This window comes from Bradyrhizobium ingae, assembly GCF_055791185.1.
Genome location: NZ_JBVUBB010000018.1, coordinates 81,361 through 102,781, shown reverse-complemented (window position 1 = coordinate 102,781; position 21,421 = coordinate 81,361). Strand labels below are relative to the sequence as shown.

At 64.1% G+C, this 21,421-nt stretch carries 20 protein-coding genes; 8 read left to right on the top strand and 12 right to left on the bottom strand.

The genetic code is table 11. The annotated features are described in order from the left end of the window. Positions 1-97 precede the first annotated feature (97 nt). Positions 98-385, top strand: a complete 288-nt coding sequence (locus ACV1FX_RS24465; protein WP_473120123.1) for a hypothetical protein — start codon at positions 98-100, stop codon at positions 383-385. A 246-nt stretch (positions 386-631) separates the two neighbouring features. Beyond that, on the top strand, positions 632-1,471 hold the full coding sequence (locus ACV1FX_RS24460) for a DUF1194 domain-containing protein (RefSeq protein WP_473120122.1): 840 nt from the start codon (positions 632-634) through the stop codon (positions 1,469-1,471). Between the two features lie 100 nt (positions 1,472-1,571). Here the strand turns inward: ACV1FX_RS24460 and ACV1FX_RS24455 are convergent, their stop codons facing one another. The 9 genes from ACV1FX_RS24455 to ACV1FX_RS24415 form a co-directional block, all read right to left on the bottom strand. Then, on the bottom strand, positions 1,572-2,078 hold the full coding sequence (locus ACV1FX_RS24455) for a c-type cytochrome (protein ID WP_473120121.1): 507 nt from the start codon (positions 2,076-2,078) through the stop codon (positions 1,572-1,574). A 124-nt stretch (positions 2,079-2,202) separates the two neighbouring features. Then, positions 2,203-2,832 (bottom strand): uracil phosphoribosyltransferase, encoded by a 630-nt coding sequence (upp, locus tag ACV1FX_RS24450; protein ID WP_473120120.1) that lies wholly within the window; start codon positions 2,830-2,832, stop codon positions 2,203-2,205. A 76-nt stretch (positions 2,833-2,908) separates the two neighbouring features. Next, on the bottom strand, positions 2,909-4,147 hold the full coding sequence (locus tag ACV1FX_RS24445) for a URC4/urg3 family protein (protein WP_473120119.1): 1,239 nt from the start codon (positions 4,145-4,147) through the stop codon (positions 2,909-2,911). An 8-nt stretch (positions 4,148-4,155) separates the two neighbouring features. Beyond that, positions 4,156-5,412, bottom strand: a complete 1,257-nt coding sequence (locus tag ACV1FX_RS24440) for a GTP cyclohydrolase II (protein WP_473120118.1) — start codon at positions 5,410-5,412, stop codon at positions 4,156-4,158. Between the two features lie 271 nt (positions 5,413-5,683). Further along, a complete protein-coding gene (locus ACV1FX_RS24435) occupies positions 5,684-6,502 on the bottom strand; it encodes a CarD family transcriptional regulator (protein ID WP_473120117.1) in 819 nt (272 codons plus the stop codon). A gap of 346 nt (positions 6,503-6,848) precedes the next feature. Further along, on the bottom strand, positions 6,849-7,187 hold the full coding sequence (gene fdxA / locus ACV1FX_RS24430; protein ID WP_473120116.1) for a ferredoxin FdxA: 339 nt from the start codon (positions 7,185-7,187) through the stop codon (positions 6,849-6,851). A gap of 137 nt (positions 7,188-7,324) precedes the next feature. After that, positions 7,325-7,579 carry an RNA-binding S4 domain-containing protein gene (locus ACV1FX_RS24425; protein WP_473120166.1) on the bottom strand — a complete coding sequence of 85 codons (255 nt, stop codon included), beginning with the start codon at positions 7,577-7,579 and terminating at the stop codon, positions 7,325-7,327. Positions 7,580-7,644: 65 nt separating this feature from the next. Further along, on the bottom strand, positions 7,645-11,025 hold the full coding sequence (locus ACV1FX_RS24420) for a helicase-related protein (RefSeq protein ID WP_473120115.1): 3,381 nt from the start codon (positions 11,023-11,025) through the stop codon (positions 7,645-7,647). Positions 11,026-11,541: 516 nt separating this feature from the next. Next, positions 11,542-12,342, bottom strand: coding sequence for a DUF3108 domain-containing protein (locus tag ACV1FX_RS24415; protein WP_473120165.1), 801 nt, complete (start codon positions 12,340-12,342; stop codon positions 11,542-11,544). Between the two features lie 544 nt (positions 12,343-12,886). Between ACV1FX_RS24415 and rpmB the strand changes: the two genes are divergently transcribed. The 4 genes from rpmB (at position 12,887) to ftsZ (ending at position 16,575) form a co-directional block, all read left to right on the top strand. Then, complete coding sequence (gene rpmB / locus ACV1FX_RS24410; RefSeq protein ID WP_473120114.1) at positions 12,887-13,195, top strand: 50S ribosomal protein L28; 309 nt, start codon at positions 12,887-12,889, stop codon at positions 13,193-13,195. Positions 13,196-13,554: 359 nt separating this feature from the next. Further along, positions 13,555-14,613 (top strand): trypsin-like peptidase domain-containing protein, encoded by a 1,059-nt coding sequence (locus tag ACV1FX_RS24405; RefSeq protein ID WP_473120113.1) that lies wholly within the window; start codon positions 13,555-13,557, stop codon positions 14,611-14,613. 147 nt (positions 14,614-14,760) lie between these two features. Further along, on the top strand, positions 14,761-15,273 hold the full coding sequence (locus ACV1FX_RS24400) for a hypothetical protein (protein WP_473120112.1): 513 nt from the start codon (positions 14,761-14,763) through the stop codon (positions 15,271-15,273). Positions 15,274-15,324: 51 nt separating this feature from the next. Continuing rightward, positions 15,325-16,575 (top strand): cell division protein FtsZ, encoded by a 1,251-nt coding sequence (ftsZ, locus tag ACV1FX_RS24395; protein ID WP_473120111.1) that lies wholly within the window; start codon positions 15,325-15,327, stop codon positions 16,573-16,575. Positions 16,576-16,686: 111 nt separating this feature from the next. Here ftsZ and ACV1FX_RS24390 read toward each other — a convergent pair whose 3' ends face one another. Next, the gene (locus ACV1FX_RS24390; protein ID WP_473120110.1) at positions 16,687-17,211 is read right to left on the bottom strand and encodes a hypothetical protein; all 525 of its coding nucleotides are present in this window, start codon (positions 17,209-17,211) and stop codon (positions 16,687-16,689) included. A 315-nt stretch (positions 17,212-17,526) separates the two neighbouring features. Here ACV1FX_RS24390 and ACV1FX_RS24385 point away from each other — a divergent pair, with 315 nt between their 5' ends. Together ACV1FX_RS24385 and ACV1FX_RS24380 are read left to right on the top strand one after the other, a co-directional pair. Then, positions 17,527-18,888, top strand: coding sequence for a DUF2235 domain-containing protein (locus ACV1FX_RS24385; RefSeq protein ID WP_473120164.1), 1,362 nt, complete (start codon positions 17,527-17,529; stop codon positions 18,886-18,888). Positions 18,889-19,235: 347 nt separating this feature from the next. Further along, positions 19,236-19,484, top strand: coding sequence for a PilZ domain-containing protein (locus ACV1FX_RS24380; RefSeq protein ID WP_473120109.1), 249 nt, complete (start codon positions 19,236-19,238; stop codon positions 19,482-19,484). Between the two features lie 52 nt (positions 19,485-19,536). Here the strand turns inward: ACV1FX_RS24380 and ACV1FX_RS24375 are convergent, their stop codons facing one another. Then, positions 19,537-19,944, bottom strand: a complete 408-nt coding sequence (locus tag ACV1FX_RS24375) for a hypothetical protein (protein WP_473120108.1) — start codon at positions 19,942-19,944, stop codon at positions 19,537-19,539. 202 nt (positions 19,945-20,146) lie between these two features. After that, the gene (locus ACV1FX_RS24370; RefSeq protein WP_473120107.1) at positions 20,147-21,259 is read right to left on the bottom strand and encodes an NADH:flavin oxidoreductase/NADH oxidase; all 1,113 of its coding nucleotides are present in this window, start codon (positions 21,257-21,259) and stop codon (positions 20,147-20,149) included. Positions 21,260-21,421: the final 162 nt, after the last annotated feature.

Below are 21,421 nucleotides of genomic sequence, written 5' to 3'. Positions count from 1 at the left end.
CAAGTTACGGTGCGCAGGAAAATAGCATAGTTCAATTCGTCGAGGCGGGATGTGAGCTGGTTCACTTTCCGCACATAGCCGACGGAAGGAGATTGCCATGAAGAAGATGTTCTTGATGGTTGCGATTGCGCCGGCGATGGTCGTCGGCTTCTCTGCGGGGGCAGCAGAACTTCCAAGCTTTGAACTCATGGGCTTTCCGATCACGTGGCACCAGGTTGCTGTGATGGGAGCGTCCGGCGTCCAGGAGCAGTCGCCCGCTCCGATGGATGAGGTTGCCGGCATGCCCGCTTCTCCCCATCAGATCGCCGTGCTGACTCCACGCCACAGCTTGATCGCTCAGCAGAAGGCCCCGGAGCTTACTACAGTCGGATTCTCGTCGCGGTAGGTGCACCGCCCGCGGATCCCCTTGCATACCTTTATCAAGCTCAGCTTTGTCGATGCCCTTTTTGACTCAAGCATGATTTCAGAAAGCCGCCTCGGACCGTGTTTTGTCCGGGGCGGCGGCAACGAAAGTCCGGTGCGCCGTTTCGCCCCACAGGGACTGGTTGTCGACGTCTCCGCAATCAACTGGACATGCGCGCGCAGCGACTGAAGCGCGCGCATGTGAGCACAACCCGAAACGAGGACCGCCATGCGCAACTATGCCTGGCTTCTGAGGGTGCTGATCGCAATCGCTCTCGCTGGAGGCAACGTCGCCAGTACTGCCGTCGGAAATCTCGCGTATCGTTTGGCCGACAAGGACGCATTGCCATCCGTCGATGTCGAACTCGTCATTGCCGTTGATGTCTCCTATTCCATGGATGAGGACGAGCTCCGCGTCCAGCGCGAAGGTTATGCGCAGGCCGTCACCTCGAAGGAATTCCTCCAGGCGCTCAAGGTCGGGCCGAAGAAAAGGATCGCCGTGACCTATTTCGAATGGTCAGCATCCGATGATCAAAGGGTCATCGTGCCCTGGAGCCTCATTGACGGCGCGGAATCAGCAGATGCAGTAGCAGCCGAGATCATGCAAACGCCGGTTCGCCGTGGTTCCCGCACCTCGATTTCCGGCGCGATCCAGTTTGCAATACCGCTGTTCGACCAAGGCCGTTATGACGGGCTACGGCGTGTGATCGATATTTCCGGCGACGGTGCGAACAACGAGGGGCCCCCGGTGACCAAGGCGCGCAATGTGGCGCTGGAGAAGGGCATCACGATCAACGGCCTGCCGATCATGGTGAAAGGAACGACCGTCTCGATGATGGATATCGATAACCTCGATTTATATTACGAGGATTGCGTGATTGGAGGACCGGGCTCGTTCATGCTGGTGATCAAAGAGCGAGAGAAGTTCAAGGAGGCAATCCGAACCAAGCTGGCAATGGAGGTCGCCGGCCTAACGCCGGCATACCGGACCGTCGCGGCGACCGAAAGCGAACCGAGGATATCCTGTGGCATTGGCGAAGAGATATGGGAGAGGCGAAGCCGTTGGTGAGGATCGGCGACGGCCTTTTGCGCTGAGGGGAAAGCCTCCGCTGCAATCGACACATATGGTCGCGGCAAGCGGGCAGCGAACGGGCGAGTGAGAAGGCAAACTACCGGCGCGACGCGTCCGAGCGCAGGAAGGAAATTATTCTTGCCCTGTCGCCGGCAGATGCCAGTCCGCCGAACGGTTTCATGCTGTTGCCCGGTACAAGTTCATCGGGATTGGCAATGAAGCGATCGAGCTTTTCCTCATCCCACACGAGGTCCGCCCCCTTCATCGCACTGGAGTAGTTGTAGTCCGGCAGCGAACCCGCCTTCCTTCCGACGATCCCGTACAGATGCGGCCCCAGGCGATTATCGCCATCCCTGGTCGTGTGGCAGGTCCGACATGCATTGTTGAACGCGCGTTGTCCTGATGCGGCATCGACACTTTGCTGCCCGGGCTCCTGCCCGTGGGAGGGCGAATGCAGCAAGTACGCCGCCCCGCTGAGGGCCATGAGTGCGCGTACCCAACCGATGCGCTGCACGCGCGCGTTTCGCAAGCGGCCGAACTTCGGCAAGGACTTCAGCAAGGACTTCAGCAAGGCAAGGCATGCCAGGAGCTGCGGCTGCTTCATTTGATCACCTCGCTAGAGCAGCGATTGTGCGACTCGAGGCGGCTTCGAAGTCCCCTTTCCCACCGGCATCTTAACGGCCGTCCTTCATTGGAGGTAAGCCGGTCCGCTTCGCACGGTCCGGCTCCTACCGCGTTCCGTACGCCCGATCGCCGGCATCGCCGAGGCCCGGCAGGATGTAGCCGTGCTCGTCGAGCCCTTCATCGATGGCCGCCGTCCAGATCGGCACATCCGGATGCAGGCCGCGAATCCGCTCGAGGCCTTCGGGCGCAGCGATCAGGCAAGCCAGCCGGATATCCTTCGCGCCGCGCTCCTTCAGCCGGTCGACTGCGGCCACCGCCGTGTTGGCTGTCGCGAGTACCGGCGTCACCACGATCGCGAGCCGTTCGCCGAGATCGGACGGCGACTTGAAGAAATATTCGACGGCCGCGAAGCTTTGCGGGTCGCGATAGAGCCCGATATGCGCGACGCGCGCGGTCGGGACCAGATCCATCATGCCGTCGACGAACGTCGTGCCGGCGCGCAGCACAGGAACGAACACCAGCTTCTTGCCGGCAATCTTGGCAGACTGCATGCGCGCAAGCGGCGTGTCGACGACGACCTCGGCGAGCGGAAGATCGCGCGTGACCTCATAGCACAGGAGCATGCCGATCTCCTTGACGAGCTCACGGAAGGATTTTGTCGAGATGGACTTGTCCCGCACCAGCGTCAGCTTGTGCTGGACCAGGGGGTGATCGACGATCGTGACGCCTTCCATGACCTAAAGCTCCTAAGCAAAATAAGATCTATAGTAGCTGCGGCGAGGTCACCCTCTCCCACAATGAGGAAGAGGGTTAGAAAACGGTCCCATCGCTGACGACCTTGACCGGCGGTGCGCCATCGGGACGCCGCGCAAAGGCGGCGGCGCGGCCGGCCGCCCAGGTGCCACCTTCCAAAATGCTCGCAAGCGGCAGCGAGGTGCGATCGCGGCCGAGCCGGGCGCGGACCTGTTCGGCGAGCCGGTCCAGCAGGGCGACCGTCAGCGCCCGCCATTCCACGACGAGGAGGGAATCCACGGCGTGAGAGCGTTCAGCATCCGAAGCATCGCGCAGAACGAGGACATCGAGATCGACGAACAGGCCGCCATTGCGATATTCGGCGAGCCCGGTCAGGCCATCGATGTCGGTGACGTCAAATCCGGCGCGCTGCAAGGGCTCGATCAGCGAATGGCTCAGCCATTGCGACAGCTTGTGCAGGGGCACGAGGCCTGTGGTCGCGTCATCGGTCTTGATCGCGGGATGGCGCCAGCAATCGCCGAGCGGAATGCCGGCGAGCTCGAGTCGCGACGGCCAGATCGGTCCGAGCTGGCTCAGCACCTCGGCGAGAATGACGGGCGCGGCGAGCGCGCCGCTCACTGCTCGTGCCGCAAGGTGATCGAACAACCCGCCCGGACGCGGCCGGTCATGCATGCCGAAGACCTGCGGACGCGCCCCCGCGAGCTTGCCCAGGCGTTGCAACAGGTCGACGCGCCCCTCAAGGCCCAGCAGCGGATTGTTGTCCGTAACCTGAAAACCAGACTGAAGCCGCGCGAGCGGCAACTCGGCAATCGCGTCCGCGTCGACGCGCAAAGGCGAACGTGGGTCGCCGGAAAACGCGCCGCCCGCGAACATGTCGAGGCTTGCCAGCGCAAGCCCCTCGGAGCGGCCGATTTCCCGCCCCGTCACGGCATCGCGGTATCGCCATGCAGCCCCCGCGCCGGCATCCAGCAGCACGCTGACGATGGCGAGATCGAATTCGGCACGCGCCCGCGCGGCACGGTCTGGCCAGGACACGGTGTCCGCGAGGCGCGACCAACGGTCGGCGCCGCCGAGGACGAAGTGCCGCCAGCGGGCGTGAAAGGGGATGTTCAGATCGGGATAGGACCGCTGCGTGACCGCCAGCACAGCATCCACGGCCGCGTCCATGCGATCGAGATGAACCGCAAAATGCGTCAGTCCGTCGCTCAGGCCGATGTCGAGCATCTGCGCGGCGCGCGCGCGGACTACTTCCGCCGAGAGCAGCGATCGGGCCTCTCGTTCTGTGGCCGCCGCCATCACGTGACTCAATATTTCTCCAGCGAACGTCCGACCGTGTCGGTCAGATCCTTCGCCGTCGGAATCTCTTCGGCGTAATATCCGGCTGCCTTCTTGGCGGCAATCTCGACATGCGCATCGGCCGGAATGAGCTCCAGCGGGATCGGCACGCGCTCGACGATATCGATGCCCTGCCCGGTGAGCGCGTCATATTTCATGTCGCTCATCGACAGGAAGCGATCGATGCGCTTCAGGCCGAGCCAGTGGATCGTGTCCGGCATCAATTGCTGGAAGCGCGCATCCTGCACGCCCGCGACGCATTCGGTCCGCTCGAAATAGGCAGCGGCTGCGTCGCCGTCCTCCTGGCGCTTGCGCGCATTGTAGACCAGGAATTTCGTCACCTCGCCGAGCGCGCGGCCTTCCTTGCGGTTGTAGACGACGAGCCCAAGGCCGCCTTCCTGCGCGCCGCGCGCGCATTCCTCGATGCCGTGAATGAGGTACGGACGGCAGGTGCAGATGTCGGAACCGAACACGTCCGAGCCGTTGCATTCGTCGTGCACGCGGCAGGTGATCCTGGTGCGATGATCGGGCAGCTTGGTCACGTCGCCGAACAGATAGACCGTGGTACCGCCGATCGGCGGCAGGAACACCTTCATGTCGGGCCGCGTCACGAGCTCGGGGAACATGCCGGCGGTCTGCTCGAACAGGGTGCGTCGCAGCTCGGTCTCCGTCGTGCCGAAACGCACGGCAAGGCCCGGCAGATACCAGACGGGATCGATCGCGATCTTCACCACCGACACGCTGCCATTGGCATGCACGACCTCGCCGTCCGGCTTCAGCCGCTTGGCAACCAGCGCGCCACGGATCTCCGGCAGGTCCAGCCGCGCCCGCGTCACCGCGATGCTGGGCCGGATGTCGGCGCCTTCGGCAATCTCTTTGCCGAAATTCTCGGCGACGAGATGCCCCCAGGGATCGAGCGCGACGATCTTCTCGGGATCGCTCCATTGCGGGAACGGCCCGATGGTCGCGGCCGGGAAGGTGTTGGTGAGATCGGGACGCCGGATCGGATCGAGCGCGCCGGCGGAGACCGCGAGCGCGCGATAGACGGCATAGGAGCCGCCATGGCTGCCGATGACGTTGCGGTCCTGGGCTCGGGACACTGTGCCGATGATCGGCCCGCGCGCGCGCGCATCCGCGGCGCCCCACTGAAGCGGAAAGGCTGCCTTTCCGCCCGGCTCCGGATGGGAGGTGAGGCGGATATGTTCGGTACGGTTCGAGCGGCTCATCACCGAGCTCCCATAAAGCCAACGGCCCGCCTATCAGACGGGCCTGGACCATCCTACCGCGCGGTCGTGACAAAGCCGTTCACGACCGAACTGAAGAACATAAGGGCTGACAGATCCGCTCGCCAGATGTTCGTTGCGCATCCAAACGTCGGGCTGCCCGCTCCTTTGCTTCACTCAGGCCTTCGAGGGCCTTTGCCCTCGCACTAAAACGAACAAGCCCGGCCGTTCGGCCGGGCTTTGGATCTGCCTGCCGCGAGCCGAAGCGAGCGGCTTACGCGGCCTCGTCGGCGACTGCCGTATCGTCGCCGTCGGTATCGTCGATATCGCCCTCGGCATCCGCCTCGCCCTCGGCGGCTTCCGCCTTGGCGTTGGTGCGGCGGGGGCTCTTGGCGAGCTGCGCCTCGATCTCCTTGACCGCTTCGGTCTCGGTCGAGTGCTGCACCACCGCGATCTCGCGGGAAAGACGATCGAGCGCCGCTTCGTAGAGCTGGCGTTCAGAGTAGGACTGCTCGGGCTGCGATTCGGAGCGGTAGAGGTCGCGCACGACTTCCGCGATTGCGACGATGTCGCCCGAGTTGATCTTCGCTTCGTATTCCTGGGCGCGGCGCGACCACATGGTGCGCTTGACGCGGGCGCGGCCCTTGAGGGTCTCCAGCGCCTTCTTGACCAGCGCCGGTTCGGACAGCTTGCGCATGCCGACATTGGCGACCTTGGCGGTCGGAACGCGCAGCGTCATCTTGTCCTTGATGAAGTTGATGACGAACAGCTCGAGCTTGGCCCCGGCGATCTCCTGCTCCTCGATGGCCAGGATCTGGCCGACGCCGTGAGCGGGATAAACGACGAACTCGTTGGCCTTGAAGCCCTGGCGCTGGGTCACGACCTTCTTTTCCTCGACCTTCGGCGCAGCGGCGGCCGGCTTCACGGCGGGCTTGGCAGCAGCGACGGGGGCCTTGACGGGAGCCTTGGCGGCGACCGGCGCCTTGGGCGCGGCGGCAACAGGTGCTTTCACGGCAGGCTTGACCGCAGCCTTGGCAGCTGCAGGCTTGGAAACGGTCGCTTTCGCGGCCGGCTTGGCAGTCTTGTGAGACATTGCGCTTCTTTTCTTCGAGGACTTTGCAGCCGTGTGCTTAGTCGCGGCACGACCCTTGGATGCGGATGCGCTACGGCTGGCCGCGGCGACTTTTTTGGCATCCTTATGGGACGCCTTGGCAGAAGTACTCTTTTTACGCGTTTTCTGTGACACAGCCTGCGCGCGGAAAACTGCCACGCCCCTGTTCGACATGAGGTTTCACGGGAACCCAGAGGGGCCAACGGGGCTGACGGGGTTCGGCTTAATGTGCCTAATATAGCACATTTCCCGCAAAAATCAATGATTTAGGGGTCTTTTGGCCTGTTTGTGGCGCTGACTAAGGTATTAGGGTTAAGTTTGACCCGAGTTAGTCTCCAGAACCGGGGTTTTGAGAAAAATATTTCTCAAACTTGCCATCCTTGCCGTCGAACTCCTTCGCGTCCTCCGGCGAATCTTTCTTCTGGGTGATGTTCGGCCAGCTCTTGGCGTATTCGGCGTTCACTTCGAGCCACTTTTCGAGGCCCGGTTCCGTGTCCGGCTTGATGGCATCCGCCGGGCATTCCGGCTCGCACACGCCGCAATCGATGCATTCATCGGGGTGAATGACCAGCATGTTCTCGCCCTCGTAGAAGCAATCTACCGGGCAGACCTCGACGCAGTCGGTGTACTTGCACTTGATGCAGTTTTCAGTGACGACGTAAGTCATCCACAACGCTCCGAAAAGCTCTCTCAAATTCGCGGCTTGCGTAGCGCGTAAATACCCACGCCGCAAGGTCGGGAACGGCCGATCATGACCGGTTTTCGCAAGTCTTCGGCCAAGAAGTGAACGCCAGACGCAATTAATTACGCTTTGCGCTCGTTCAACTCCTCATACAGCACGCGAGCGGAGCTTGCGTCGCCGCGCCGCTCGTTGAAGGCGACCACCTTCATGACCCGCACGGTGCGATCGAGCGCAATGGTCAGGACATCACCGACCTTGATCGCATGCCCGGGCGAGGTTTCGCGCACGCCGTTGACGCGGACATGGCCGCTTTCGACGAGCTCGGCCGCCGAGCTGCGCGCTTTCACCACCCGCGCGTGCCACAGCCATTTGTCGATCCGCTGGCGCTCGGTCGTCGTGGCGCTATTCCTTTTGACGCGTTTTCTTCACGCGAACCGCTACGCTACTCCTTGCGGCCGGCGAGCTGCTCTTTCAGCGCGGCGAGCTTTGCAAACGGCGAGTTCGGATCGATGGGCCGATCGCGCTCGCGCGGGGACGCGCTGGAGGCATAGGGGCGATGCGACGGACCGGATTCGCGGTCGCGGCGATCGCGGCCCTTGTCGCGGTCGCGGCCACGGCCGCCGTCGCGCTCACCGAACTTGCCCTTGCCCCGATCGCGATCCTTGTCGCGGTCCTTGTTACGTTCCTGGCCCTCGAAGCGGCGGCCCTTGTCGTCGCGCCGCTCGCCGCCTTGTCCCTCTTCGCGGCCTTTGCGGAAGTCCTTGCGACCGCCGCCATGACGATGCCGCTCGCCGGGCTTTGCGCCTTCGGCAGCTTCGCCGGGCGCAGCGCTCGCGGCCTGCGCGCCTTCCTGCGGGCGCGGCTGGTGGTGATGGCGGGGACGGTGCCGCTCGTGGCGCGGCTTGCGGTCCTCGTGACGGCCGCCGGGACGCCAGACCTCGACGAGCTGCGGCTCGGTGGGGGCAGCGTCCGAAGGCGCGGCGGCGTCAGCAGATGCGGCAGCTTCGACGGCGGCGGCAGCCGCAGCCGGAGCGGCCTCGGTGGCGGCTTCGACGGTGGCAGCTTCATCGGCCGGCGGCGCGATGCCGGGCGCATCCTCCGGCGTCACCGGCGCATCGGGCGTCGCCTCGAGCGCGGGCTCGGCATGAGGCTCTTCCTCATACTGCTCCATGCCCGGCGCATCCTCGACGGTAACCGGCTCGGCCGCCGCCTCAATGGGCGTCTCAACGACAGGCGCCGCGTCATCCGCCGGCAGTTCGGCAACGGCTTCCGCCGCCCTCTCGCTCGACGTTTCTGCGGTGCCTTCAACGGGCGGCGTCTCGGCCGCGACCGTCTCGGCAACCACCGGCTTCGGTGGCAACGGCGGGCGCTTGTCCATGCGATAGCCGAGCGCGCGCAGCACCGAGGCGAAGTCTTCGCCGGCGGAGCCCGTCAGCGAGGTCATCGCCTGCGTCACGATAAAGCTGCGGCCGTCGAACGCACCGGCCGGCTTCTCGCCGGGCGAAGTCTCGCGCCAGGCGAGCGCGGGACGGATCAGATCGGCAAGGCGCTCTAGAATGTCGACGCGCACGGCGCGCTCGCCGCACTGCTTGTAGCCGAGCACGCGATAGGCATCGCGCGGCAACGCCTTGTCGGTTGGGAACGAGGTGCGGCCCGAGCTTGCCAGATGCTGCGCGCCCGACAGCGCCGACAGATCGACATTGTCGTGCTTGAGTGCCCAGAGCAGCGCGGCCAGCGCGCGCCCGGCGGGCTTGAGGAGCTGCGGGAAATAGAGGTGATAGGCGCCGAAGCGCACGCCGTATTTGCGCAGCGTCGCGCGCGAAGGCTGATCGAGATCCTTCAGCTCGTTGGCGATCTTCGGCCGCTCCAAGACGCCGAGCGCCTCGACGAGCTGATAGGCGATGCCGCGGGCAATGCCGGTGACGTCCTCGGCCTTCGACAGCTCGAACATCGGCCCGAGCAGCTTTTCGATATGCGTCTTGAGCCAGAGCTCGAGCCGTGCCTGCACTTTTTCACGCGGGCCGCCAGTCAACCGCTCGTCGGAGATGATGCGCAAGCGCGGATGCAGCGCCTCCTCTGCGGCGACGAGACGCGCGACCGCGTCGCCGGTCCAGCGGATGGTGCCTTCGGAGGTCAGCACGAATTGCTCGTCGGGTGCGGCGGACAGCTTCTCGGCGCGCGCATTGATCTCGCCGGCGAGCACCGCCTGCGCCGCAGCCTGCAAGGCTTTCGCATCGGATCCTGCCTCCGCAGCATCCGGTGCAAAGGTGAAGCCATCGAGGCGGCCGATGACGTGGCCTTCGACGATGACTTCGCCGGTCTTGCCGATTTCAGTATTCAAGCTCGTGTTCTCCCGCAGGCGGCGCATCAATACACTGGTACGACGATCAACGAAACGCTCTGTAAGCCGTTCATGGAGCGCATCTGACAATTTATTTTCGACCTCCCGCGTGACCCCCTGCCAGCGTTCGGGGTCTTTCAGCCAGTCCGGGCGGTTGGCGACGAAGGTCCAGGTGCGGATCTGCGCGATCCGGCCCGACAGCGTGTCGATGTCGCCGTCGATGCGGTCGGACTGGTCGACCTGGGCGGCGAACCAGGAATCGGGGATGCAGCCCTTGTCGATCAGGAAGCCGTAGAGCGTGGTGACGAGCTCGGCATGGGCCGCCGGCGACAGCTTGCGGTAATCGGGGACCTGACAGGCCTCCCACAGCCGTTCCACCGCCGCCTTGCCGTGCGCCTTGTCGCGGACCTCGCCGTCGCGGGCGGCGTGATCGAGCACGCGCATGTCCTCGGCAATCGGCGCGCGCGTCAGCGCCTCATGTCCGGGCGGCAGATTGAGCGAGACCTGCAGCGCGCCGAGCGAGGAGAAATCGAGCTTCGAATTGCGCCATTGCAGCATCTTCACGGCATCGAAGGTGTGGTTCTGCAGCGCATTGACGAGTTCGGGCTCGAACGGCGCGCAGCGCCCTGTGGTGCCGAACGTGCCGTTGCGCGTGGCGCGGCCGGCGCGGCCTGCGATCTGCGCGAACTCGGCCGGCGTCAGGCGGCGGAACTGGTAGCCGTCGAACTTGCGATCGCTCGCAAAGGCGACGTGGTCGACGTCGAGATTGAGGCCCATGCCGATCGCATCGGTGGCGACGAGATAATCGACGTCGCCATTCTGGAACATCGCCACCTGCGCATTGCGCGTGCGCGGCGAGAGCGAGCCGAGCACGACGGCGGCGCCGCCATGCTGGCGGCGGATCAATTCGGCGATCGCATAGACTTCATCGGCGGAGAACGCGACGATCGCGGTACGCCGCGGCTGCCGCGTGATTTTCCGGTCGCCGGCAAATTCGAGGCTGGAGAGTCTCGGACGCGTGATCATGGAGGCGCCCGGCAACAGGCGCTCGATGATCGGGCGCATTGTCGCAGCACCCAGCAGCAGCGTCTCGTCGCGGCCGCGGCGGTTGAGGATGCGATCGGTGAAGACGTGGCCGCGCTCGAGATCGGAGGCGATCTGCACTTCGTCGACGGCGAGAAAGGACACGTCGAGATCCCTGGGCATGGCCTCGACAGTCGACACCCAATAGCGCGGATTTTTCGGCTTGATCTTCTCCTCGCCGGTGACGAGCGCGACGCTCTCCACCCCGGCGCGATCGGCGATCTTGTTATAGACCTCGCGCGCGAGCAGCCGCAGCGGCAACCCGATCATGCCGGACGAATGCGCGAGCATCCGCTCGATGGCGAGATGAGTCTTGCCGGTATTGGTCGGCCCGAGCACCGCAGTGACGCCGGCGCCCGGCGCACGCTCGGAGGCGAAGGAGGAGGGAGGAAAGGCCATTCTGTGAGATTAGCTAGTCGTGATTGGGCCGTTTGTCAGTGGCGTTTGGGGGCGGAGTGCTTGTCACACCTACCGCTGTGATCGCCCCGCATCCTCCGCTGTCATGCCCCGGCTTGACCGGGGGCATGACAGCGGAGGATGTGGCGGCCCGCAACTGTCTCATTTTGCAACGCTTTCCGCCCTGCGCTTAAGCTTCGGAACGACTCCGGAACGAATCGCGGCCGAATCGCTGACTCCCCTCTGCTTCCGGATTCGTTCACGCAACATCTCGCGCCAGGGCGTTTTCAAACGCACTAGATGGAGTTTTGGTGTCCCGCACAAGCGGCGTTTTCGGGGCGAGTTCCTTAAGATTGGGGATAGGCTGGAGTCGAATCAGAATCGACTGAGAGTCAAATGGATTCATGAGGAGGCTCTTCCCCTCCCCCCTTGCGGGGGAGGGTGGATCGCCGACGCGAAAGCGGCGGCGAGACGGGTGAGGGGTCTGTCGCCACAGACAAGATCGCCCTAACGGGACGCCTACTGCGTCTTCGCAACCTTCGGCGGCTGGGGGGCGGTGATGAAGCTGGTGGCTTCCAGCATGGCCGGCCCCAGGGGCGTCGGGATCTTCACCCAGAACGGGACCAGGATGCGGGTGCCCGCAACCGGCGCGAACGCGATCTCGATGTTGCGCTGGGCGGCGAGGTATTTGATGACCGGGCGATCCGGGATGTAGCCGGCGACGGGCACGAAATAGAGCGCGCAGACCACGACCGGGCCGCGATAGCCCTTCTCCGCCTTGACGCTCTCCATGCGCTTGAAATCGAGCTTGAGGTCGTAGCGCATGCGACCGTCGAACACGGGAGCGCCGGTGTGGCAGGCCTCCGGCGACACCGGATCGGCGGTGCCGGGCACGCGCAAGAGCGAGGCCGTCATCGGATCCCAGACGCCGCGGCGATGCGCCTCGGTGACGACGATGCGATCAGCGTCGACCGGCGGCTCCGGCGCGATGCCGAACTCCTTCACGTTGCCTTTGTCGAGGACGATGTGGATGTCCTCGGTCTTCTTCGAGGTGGTGGTGGAAGCTTGGTAGCCGGTCGCAACCAGGGCGCCGTTGACCACGCGCCCCTGCGAGGCGCCGGTGCCGGACCCGCCGGTGAAGGATTTCAGGATGCCGACGGTGCCGCCCGAGGCCGCAGCCGAGAACACGTCTTCCTGGATGTCGATGGTCCAGGCGCCGCGGCCGACCGGAATGCCCGACAGCGTCGCCTCATACTGCGCCTCGAGCCGCCCTTGAGCAGCCGCCGGCGCCATATCCCAGCCGAGGCCGCAAAGCGCCATCAGGGCCAGCCAGCCGTGGGCACGCGGCCGGGGCGAGAAAGACAGAGGCATGATCACGTTCAGTTGCAATCCGATGATACCGCTAGCCCTGTACTTAAGCCAAAACCGGCGGCAAACAATGTCGGGGCCACGGCAATCAACGCCCGGCCGCTTGGAACAGGCCCCTGTTTCCGCCCCGATTACGCCCTTTGTGTGTTGGTAAGGCATTTCAATCATTGCCGTTTTCGTGAGTGGGGCCGCACACTCGAAAACCTCTCCCGCTTGCGGGAGAGGTCGCGCCGAAGGCGCGGGTGAGGGCTCTCTCCACCCGGGGACACCCTCCGCGAAGCCGAGGGGTCCTCGCCCGCTGAAGCACCCTCACCCCAACCCTCTCCCGCAAGCGGGAGAGGGGGAACTGGCACCGGCGCAAGCCGCCATCGCCTTGACTACCCGCCCCTTCCCCCCTATACGTCCGCCCGCTCCCTGCAAGGACAGAGAATTTGCACCCCCGTGGCGCCCCGAATGGCCGCCGCAAATCGTTGGGGGAACGGAAAGGGTTTTTAACATGTCTCGCCGCTGCGAACTGACGGCCAAGGGCCCCCTCGTCGGCCACAAGGTCAGCCACTCCAACATCAAGACCAAGCGCCGCTTCCTGCCGAATCTCGTCAACGTGACGTTCATCAGCGAAGCCCTCGAGCGCAACGTGCGCCTGCGCGTCTCCACCAATGCGCTCAAGAGCGTCGACCACAATGGCGGCCTGGACGCCTACCTCGTCAAGGCCCGCGCCGGCGACCTCTCCCCGCGCGCCCTGGAATTGAAGCGCCAGATCGAGAAGAAGGTCGGCAGCGCGGTAGCTGAGAAGAAGGCGAGCTAAGAGTTTTACGAGCTGGGCCGGGGGCACGCGTAAGCGTCGCGTGGCGTAGCTTTAGAGAGTTGAGTTTGAGTGACGGCCGGGTCGAAAGATCCGGCCGTTTTTGTTTTGGGCGGCGCGCAACGCAAGGGGTCACGAAAACCATGACTGATTTGAAGAACTGGGAAAGGCTCTGTACGTCCCATATTCCGAGCTAATGCATGCCTGCTACGAGCAATGGATCGAAGATCCTTGGGCTCAAGCTCATATCGACGACTTTCTAGTCGAACTGGATAAGGCCAAGAGGTGATGTTTATTTGATCGAGAACGAATCTGATATCCTCCTGGTGAGTTAGCTTTGCTCCGGCTTTGGACTCATCATTATGCTAACCGACCAACCAGCAGCTTTATCAATCTTAAAGCCACTATTTGGTCGGCGTGCCGACGGTAGGCTCGGCATCCAGAACGTTGCGGTAATACCCTTAAAGCCGAGCAGCCATAGCGAAACTGACTTCTACCAAATCGAAGACGATTTACTTTTGGCCCAGCCCAACTACGTCAACACGGTTCTGGCGACGCTTGGTCAATCGATCGTTCCGGTTGTCGCTATAGTCCCGGGCGAAAGCCTCCTCCGTTGTCTAGGCACCGGCTTTTTTGTAAGCGCTACCGGTCTGTTGATCACAGCCGCGCATGTGGTGACTGATCCCATCGAACGAGGTTACGGCGGGCCGCAAAAGACACATGAAAACAATTGGCGATTAGATCAACTTCATCTCGGTGTATTGGTCCCCACAAATCCAGTCTTTGAAGGTAGCGGGTGGGTGTTCAGAGATATCGAATGGGCTGCATTCCTGGCACAGGGAACGGAGCACCCATTGCCATGGCGATTGCCCGGATCGGGCGTCAAGCTTACGACGGATACAGCCATCTGTAAGATACGCCAACCGCCAGACTTATCGCCGTACCAACCGCTATCGTTGATCCAGCCCGGGATTCGAGGAGTAGGATTGACTGTCGGCAAACGGGCCATTGCCGTGGGTTACGCGGGTATGCGCGATGTTCCGTTTGAAGAAGACCAAGCGGGTAGGCGCATGGGCGATCTTCATTTCCATTTGCATGTTTCAACCGGTGATATTCTTGAGCATTTCCCCAACAATTCGGCAGAACCAGTAGTTCGTACACCAGGGCCTTGTTTTGCTGCCTCTTTGAAACTACCCGGCGGAATGAGTGGCAGTCCAATCTTCGATGATGAGCGAATTTACGTCCATGGAGTTGTGAGCAGCGGCATGGAGGATGAAAGCGGGATCGCCAAGCACGGATACGGCTCTATGGTTGCACACTCGATGTTTATCCCGATCAAACAACTCGGCGGCAAATGCCTATGCGAACTGCTCAAAGCAGGAGATGACGGTATGCCGCAAATCAGCGTTCCCGATGCTTAACCGTGGTACTCCCGAGAAGGATCGGGAGCCATTTGGAGGTTCTCCTCCCCCGTTAACCGTCCATTAACCAACGCAGCCTAGCTTCAACACATCGTCCAGCCATCATCAGCCCGAAATGCCTCCCGGTTCACTCCAGGATGACAGCCGATGTCCGTTGAGTTGTTGACGTATGCCGAGCTAGGCGCCCGCCTCGACATCTCGCGGGAGGCCGCTCGTTCGCTTGCCAGACGACGCCGATTGCCGCGCTCGCGTTCGGGTGACGGCAAGGCGCGGGTCGGCGTCGATTTCACCACACTCCGCTACACGCCCCGCCCGCGAACCGGTCGCCGGGCGGACCCTATCGCCGCCTCCATGGCAAGGATCGAGGCATTCAGGAGCGAGGCCTTCAAGGCGGAGATCGCGCGGCTCGAAGCAAAGGCCGCCGGCTACAAAGCGGATTTCGAGCGCGAGCGGGAGCGCGCCGATCGCCTCACCGTCGAGCTGCTGCAGGCGACCGCCGAGACCAAGGCCGTCAATGAATGGGCGGCACGGCTGGAAGACGAAGTGGCGGACCTGCGGATCGGTCGCCGGGCCGGCGGCTCGATCGCGGGGCAGGCCGCGCTTCGACTGGGACGCCTCGCCGCGTCCATCGTGCAATCAGACCGCGCGGCCTGCAGGTAGCGCGCGAGACTTTCTCAAACCCCCGGCTTGCCGGACCAACGCGAGGGACAAATGGCAGGCATCACCGATCTTCAGGAAATGAAGGCGCGCATCGTCGTGTTCGGGGTCGGCGGCGCCGGCGGCAATGCCGTCAACAACATGATCACGGCCGGGCTGCAGGGGGTCGAGTTCGTCGTCGCCAACACCGACGCGCAGGCGCTTGCGATGTCGAAGGCGCGGCGGCTGATCCAGCTCGGCACCAAGGTGACGGCAGGCCTCGGCGCCGGCTCGCAGCCCGAACTGGGGCGCGCCGCGGCCGAAGAGGCCATCGATACGATCCGCGATCAATTGACCGGCGCGCACATGGTGTTCGTCACCGCCGGCATGGGCGGCGGCACCGGCACCGGAGCTGCACCCGTCGTCGCCAGGATTGCGCGCGAGCTCGGCATTCTCACCATCGGCGTGGTCACCAAGCCATTCTACTTCGAAGGCCAGCGCCGCATGCGCTTTGCCGAAGCCGGCATCGACGAGCTGCTCAAGACGGTCGACACCCTTCTGATCATCCCGAACCAGAACCTGTTCCGGGTCGCGAGCGAGAAGACCACGTTCGCCGATGCCTTTGCTCTGGCCGACCAGGTGCTCTATTCGGGCGTGGCCTGCATCAGCGACCTCATCGTCAAGGAAGGCCTGATCAATCTCGATTTTGCCGACGTCCTCTCGGTCATGAAGGAGAAGGGCAAGGCCATGATGGGGCGGGGCGAAGCGTCCGGCGAGAAGCGCGTGCTCGCTGCGGCGGTGGCCGCGATATCCAATCCGTTGATCGAGAACCCGTCGATCAAGCGCGCCAGCGGCCTCATCATCTCCATCACCGGCGGCAAGGATCTCATGCTGTACGAAGTCGACGAAGCGGCCACCCGCATTCGCGACGAGGCCGATCCGGACGCCAACATCATTGTCGGCGCGTCGTTTGACGAAAGCCTCGAAGGCATCGTCCGCGTCTCAGTGGTGGCGACCGGCATCGATAATCTCGACCCGACGGAGCAGATGCCGCTGGAAACCTCGCTCACGCAGCTCGCCGGCAAGCTGCGCAACGACAGCCGCCGCATCGCCGATCGCATCGAGCGCAGCGCGCCGCTTCCGCAATTGGAGAGCCCGCCGATTCGCGCCGAGGCCGGCGTGGCGCAACCGGCAAGGCCGAATCCGGACCATGCGCGCCAGCCGGCTCCCCGGCCGCTCGATCCCTACGGCCGCGCCGCTCCGCGCAATGCGACTGAGGAAAGCGTTCTCGATATCCCGGCATTCCTGCGCCGTAGCGCGAGTTGAGCGGTCGGGAGAGTCGAAGCTACTTCGCGACGAGCAAGCCCAAACACAGGTCGTCATCCCGGCCTTCGCCGGGACGACGGCGGTGTTTGTGGCGCGCCGCGCGCCGCTCCCTCACGCGGCCGTGCTGCGCGGGCTTTCAGCGGGTTCTTTTTTCTCCGCTTCCTTGTCGCGCGACAGCCACGCTGGAAAACGCAGCAGGCGATCGTTGGTGTCCTTTGGCGGCTCGATGGGCGCTTCACTGGCCGAACTCGGCAGGTCGAGCTCCGCCTGTCCAACGCGCACCGCGTCCGCACGCTGATCCAGTCCGCGCAACAGGGGATCGAGCACGCTGTCGATTTCGCTCGCCACCGATATCAAGAAGCTGTTGAGCTCGCGCGCCTCGGGCATCACGGCCGCGGCCGGCTCGATCGCCTTGCAGAGACCATCGACGACAGGCGCAAACGCGCTGGCGGCCTGGTTGATTCGCGCTTTGATCGCTTCGATTTCGGCCAGGACGCGATCACGCTCCCGTCTCTTTTTCTCCTCCGAGAGGCGGGCTTCGATTTCGGCGATCTGAGCCGTCAGGTTCGAGGCTTCGGATGCAAGTGCATCGCGTCTGCCGCGCGCGCGATCGAGATCGCGGCTGAGACTGTCCACTAAATCGTCCTTTCCGAACATGGGTTTGCTCCGTAGGACAGCCGTTCTGGTCTGCAGGACGGCGTTCTGTAGTACGGCCTTCCGTAGGACAACCCTGGCGCGAACCGACAGCCTGGCGAGCGAACGAATGGCCGGATCGGCCAGGACAGGCATCAATTTCGGTCGCGTCAGATAGGCCGACATGGTTGGGCCGACATGGTGATCCCCCATCGTCAACATTAGGCGACCGTATGGTTAACAAGCGGTTAATTTCAACAGCCGATGCAGGCGATGAGCTATACTCGCCCCGGTAGCATCACCGGAGAGGACGCTTCGATGGAGCACGAAGCCGGAAACGAACACACGACCGCAGCCAGGACCGAGCCCAAGAACGAAGCCAAGAACGAACCCAGGAACGAACCCAAGAACATCGTCATCTGCTGCGACGGCACGGGGAACGAGATCAGCGAGAACATCTCCAATGTGCTCAAACTGTATCGCTGCCTGCGCAAGACCGAGAAGACGCGGCCGCGGCAGCTCGTGTTCTACGATCCCGGCGTCGGCACCGTCACGGAGCCGACGACGTGGCACCGCTGGAAGGCCAACATCAATCTCGTGCTGGGGCTCGCCACCGGCTATGGCCTCGACGACAACGTGCTCGCGGCCTATGGCTTCCTGGTCGAGCATTACGCGCCGGGCGACCAGATCTATCTGTTCGGCTTCTCGCGTGGCGCCTACACCGTGCGGGTGCTGGCGGGGCTGATCCACAAGGTGGGGCTGATCTCGCCGGAGCAGGCGAACCTCGCAGGCAGCGGCCTGATCGCCTACAAGCAGTATTCCGGCACCGGGCGCGGCAACGATCTCCCCGATCTCACCGATGCGGGCGCCGACGAGGACGGACCGCTGCCGACCGACCGCTTCGATCTCGCTGCGCAGTTCGCGCGCATCACCTCCTCGCGCTGGCCGACCATCCGCTTCATCGGCGTGTGGGACACGGTCGCCAGCGTGATCGTGCCGCGGCCGGACCGGCTGTACTGGCCGAGCCTGGAGGAGCTCGCCTTCACACTGCAGAACCCGAGCGTGAAGATCTTCCGCCAGGCGATCGCGATCGACGAGCGACGCTGCATGTTTCGCCTCAAGGAGTGGATCGAGCCGCAGCAGTTCTGGAGCAACCGCTTCGTCCCCGACGAGAAGAAGGAGCCGCAGGACATCATGCAGGTGTATTTTGCCGGCGTGCATTGCGACGTCGGCGGCGGCTATGCCGAGAGCGAGAGCAGCTTGTCGAAATATCCGCTGCTGTGGATGATCGACGAGGCGATGAAGGCGGGGCTGCATTTCAATCCGCGCACGGTGAACCAGCTCGCCTGGGGCGTGCAGCGCAAGAACAGCCCGTTCACTTACGTCGCGCCCGACGTGAAGGGCGAGATGCACAATTCGATGACGCCGGCCTGGCGCGTGCTCGAATACATCCCGAAGAGCGCGACATACAAGGAATGGCCGGAGCGTCAGGTGCATTTCGGCTTCTACATCCCCGACTGCGAGCCGCGCCTGATCCCCGAAGGCGCGCATATGCATCAGAGCGTCGTGCAGCGGATGGTTGACGTGCCGGACTACAAGCCGGTGAACCTGCCGCAGCAGTTCGTCACCGTGCCGATGCCGGTGGGGCCGCACGCGTCAGCGATGATGGAGCCGGCGTGAGGGGGTGTCGAGATCTGCGGCGTAAGGTGAGCACACTGCCATCCCTTCTCCCCTTGCGGGAGAAGGTGGCGTGAAGCGCCGGATGAGGGGTTGCCTCCGCACGCTCGCTTGCAAGAGGTTCGCCCGCGGAGAGAACCCCTCACCCGTCTCGCCGCTGCCGCGGCGAGCCACCCTCTCCCGCAAGGGGAGAGGGGAAGAGCGCGCCGCGGGGTGAGAAGGAGCGCTTGGCTAACGCTTTCTTAATCGCTTCGAAGAATCGCTAAAATTCTTACGCAAAGATTAGCGTGATGGTGCGACACTCTGTTCCATTATTTCCCGGAGCGCATTCGCCGAGGAGGACAAGCGACGTGCAGCATCCGCGCCGATTTACACGCGTCAAGCCGAGCGGGCTGGTGTCGCGGCAGGCCAAGATCATCACGGACCCGAAGGCGCCGGTGATCAACTGCACGCTGATCGATTATTCGCCGGGCGGCGCCTGCGTCGATCTCGGCGGCCAGGTGAAAATTCCCGATCGCTTCGAACTGCTCCACGTCAACACGAGGAAGCGCTGCCGCGTCGCATGGAAGCGCGGGACGAAGGTGGGCGTGGTGTTTTAGCGCCACTGGCTTCGCCGTCGTCCCGGCGCCAGGACGACCGAGAAAGACCGCCCTACTTCCGCCACCGCGCCTTTGCGCCGGCGACGATCTGCATGGCGACGCCGGCGATCCAGCCGAGGAAGACGAGCCAGGTCCAAACGATGTGCGGGTCCTCGCGCAGCACGATGACGGCGACGGAAGCGAAGGCGGTCACGCTGGCGCAGAGGGTGCCGGCCGAGCTCAGGAATTCCGCGGCGTCGATGTGGGAGTGCGCGTCGTCGAAGGGAAGCTGCGGCGTGTCGATGCCGAGGTAGAAGCCGACGGCACCCAGCAACATCATCAGGAGCAGAAAGCCCTGCGTGGTCAGCATCGGGATCGCCGATCCGACATAAGCGCCGACGAACAGGCCGCACGCCGCCCCCGCCAGCGCCAGTCCGCAACGCTCCAGGAGGTGGGCCGTCTTCCGGAAACGAAAGCGCATGGCGGGCCTCGCGAGGGTTTTGCACCAGCAAGGTTAGGCTAATTCGGGTGATGGCGGAAGATTGGTAGAGTCACGGAGGGGTGATGCGATCGCGATCGTGAATGATGGAAGGCGCGACCACACGTTCCGCTGTCCTCCCCGGGGCGCGACGCGAGCCCGGGACGACAGCGTTGTTGGGGCTGCGGGCGTAACTCACGCCCCCTCACCTCGCGCCGAACGTGGTCTTGCCGAACAGCGCCTTCTGCGTCGAGGGTTGCGAGCGCCAGTATTGCGGCGGGGCGTCGACGACACCGCCGAGCTCGGCGGCGGCGTGCCAGCCCCAGCGCGGGTCGTAGAGCATGGCGCGGGCGAGTGCGACCATGTCGGCCTTCCCCGAGGTGACGATCTCCTCGGCGTGCCCGGCTTCCGTGATCAGGCCGACCGCGATCGTCGTCACACCGGTCTCGCGCTTGATGGCCTCCGCGAACGGCACCTGGTAGCCGGGGCCGAGCGGGATCTTCTGCAGCGGCGATACGCCGCCGGAGGAGGCATCGACCCAGTCGATGCCGCGCTTCTTCAGCTCGCGCACGAATTCGATGGTCTGCGGCAGATCCCAGCCGCCGTCGACCCAATCGGTCGAGGACACGCGCATGCCGACCGGCTTGTGGTGCGGAAACGCGGCGCGCACCGCGTCGTACACTTCGAGCGGAAAGCGCATCCGGTTTTGCAAGCTCCCGCCATACTCGTCGGTGCGGCGGTTGGAGATCGGCGAGAGGAATTGATGCATCAGATAGCCGTGCGCGCCATGCAGCTCGATCGCATCGATGCCGAGCCGTTCGGCGCGGCGGGTGCAATCGACAAAGGCGTCGCGGATGCGGATCATGCCGGCGTGGTCGAGCGCGGTTGGGGCCGCCTCGCCTTCCTTGTGCGGCAGCGCACTTGGCGCGACCGCCTGCCAGCCGCCGTGCTCCGCGGCGATCAACTGCCCGCCGTCCCAGGGACGCGCGGAAGAGCCTTTGCGGCCGGCATGCGCAAGCTGCATCGCCACCGCGGCGGTGGAGTGCTTGCGCACGGAGGCGATGATCGGCTTCAGCGCCGCCTCGCAGGCATCGCTGTAGAGCCCGAGGCATCCCGGCGTGATGCGGCCGATCGCCTCGACATGCGTCGCCTCGATGCAGAACACGGAGGCGCCCGACAGCGCCAGCGAATTGATGTGGGTGAAGTGCCAGTCGGTGGCGACGCCGTCCTCGGCCGAATACTGGCACATCGGCGACACCATGACACGGTTCTTCAGTTTCAGACCGCGCAACTCGATCGGGGAAAACAAGGCGCTCATGCGAGAGGTTCCGGCGGATGGAGGGCGATGGGGAAAGTGTAGTGGGCGGCCGCGGGATTGCTAGCCGCGCGCGAGGAATGGCGGCTAGCGGCGGGGCGCATTGCGCTAGTCGGTGGCGGGGCGGATTTGGCAGAGGCCGCGCCTCGCCCTCCACTGTCGTCC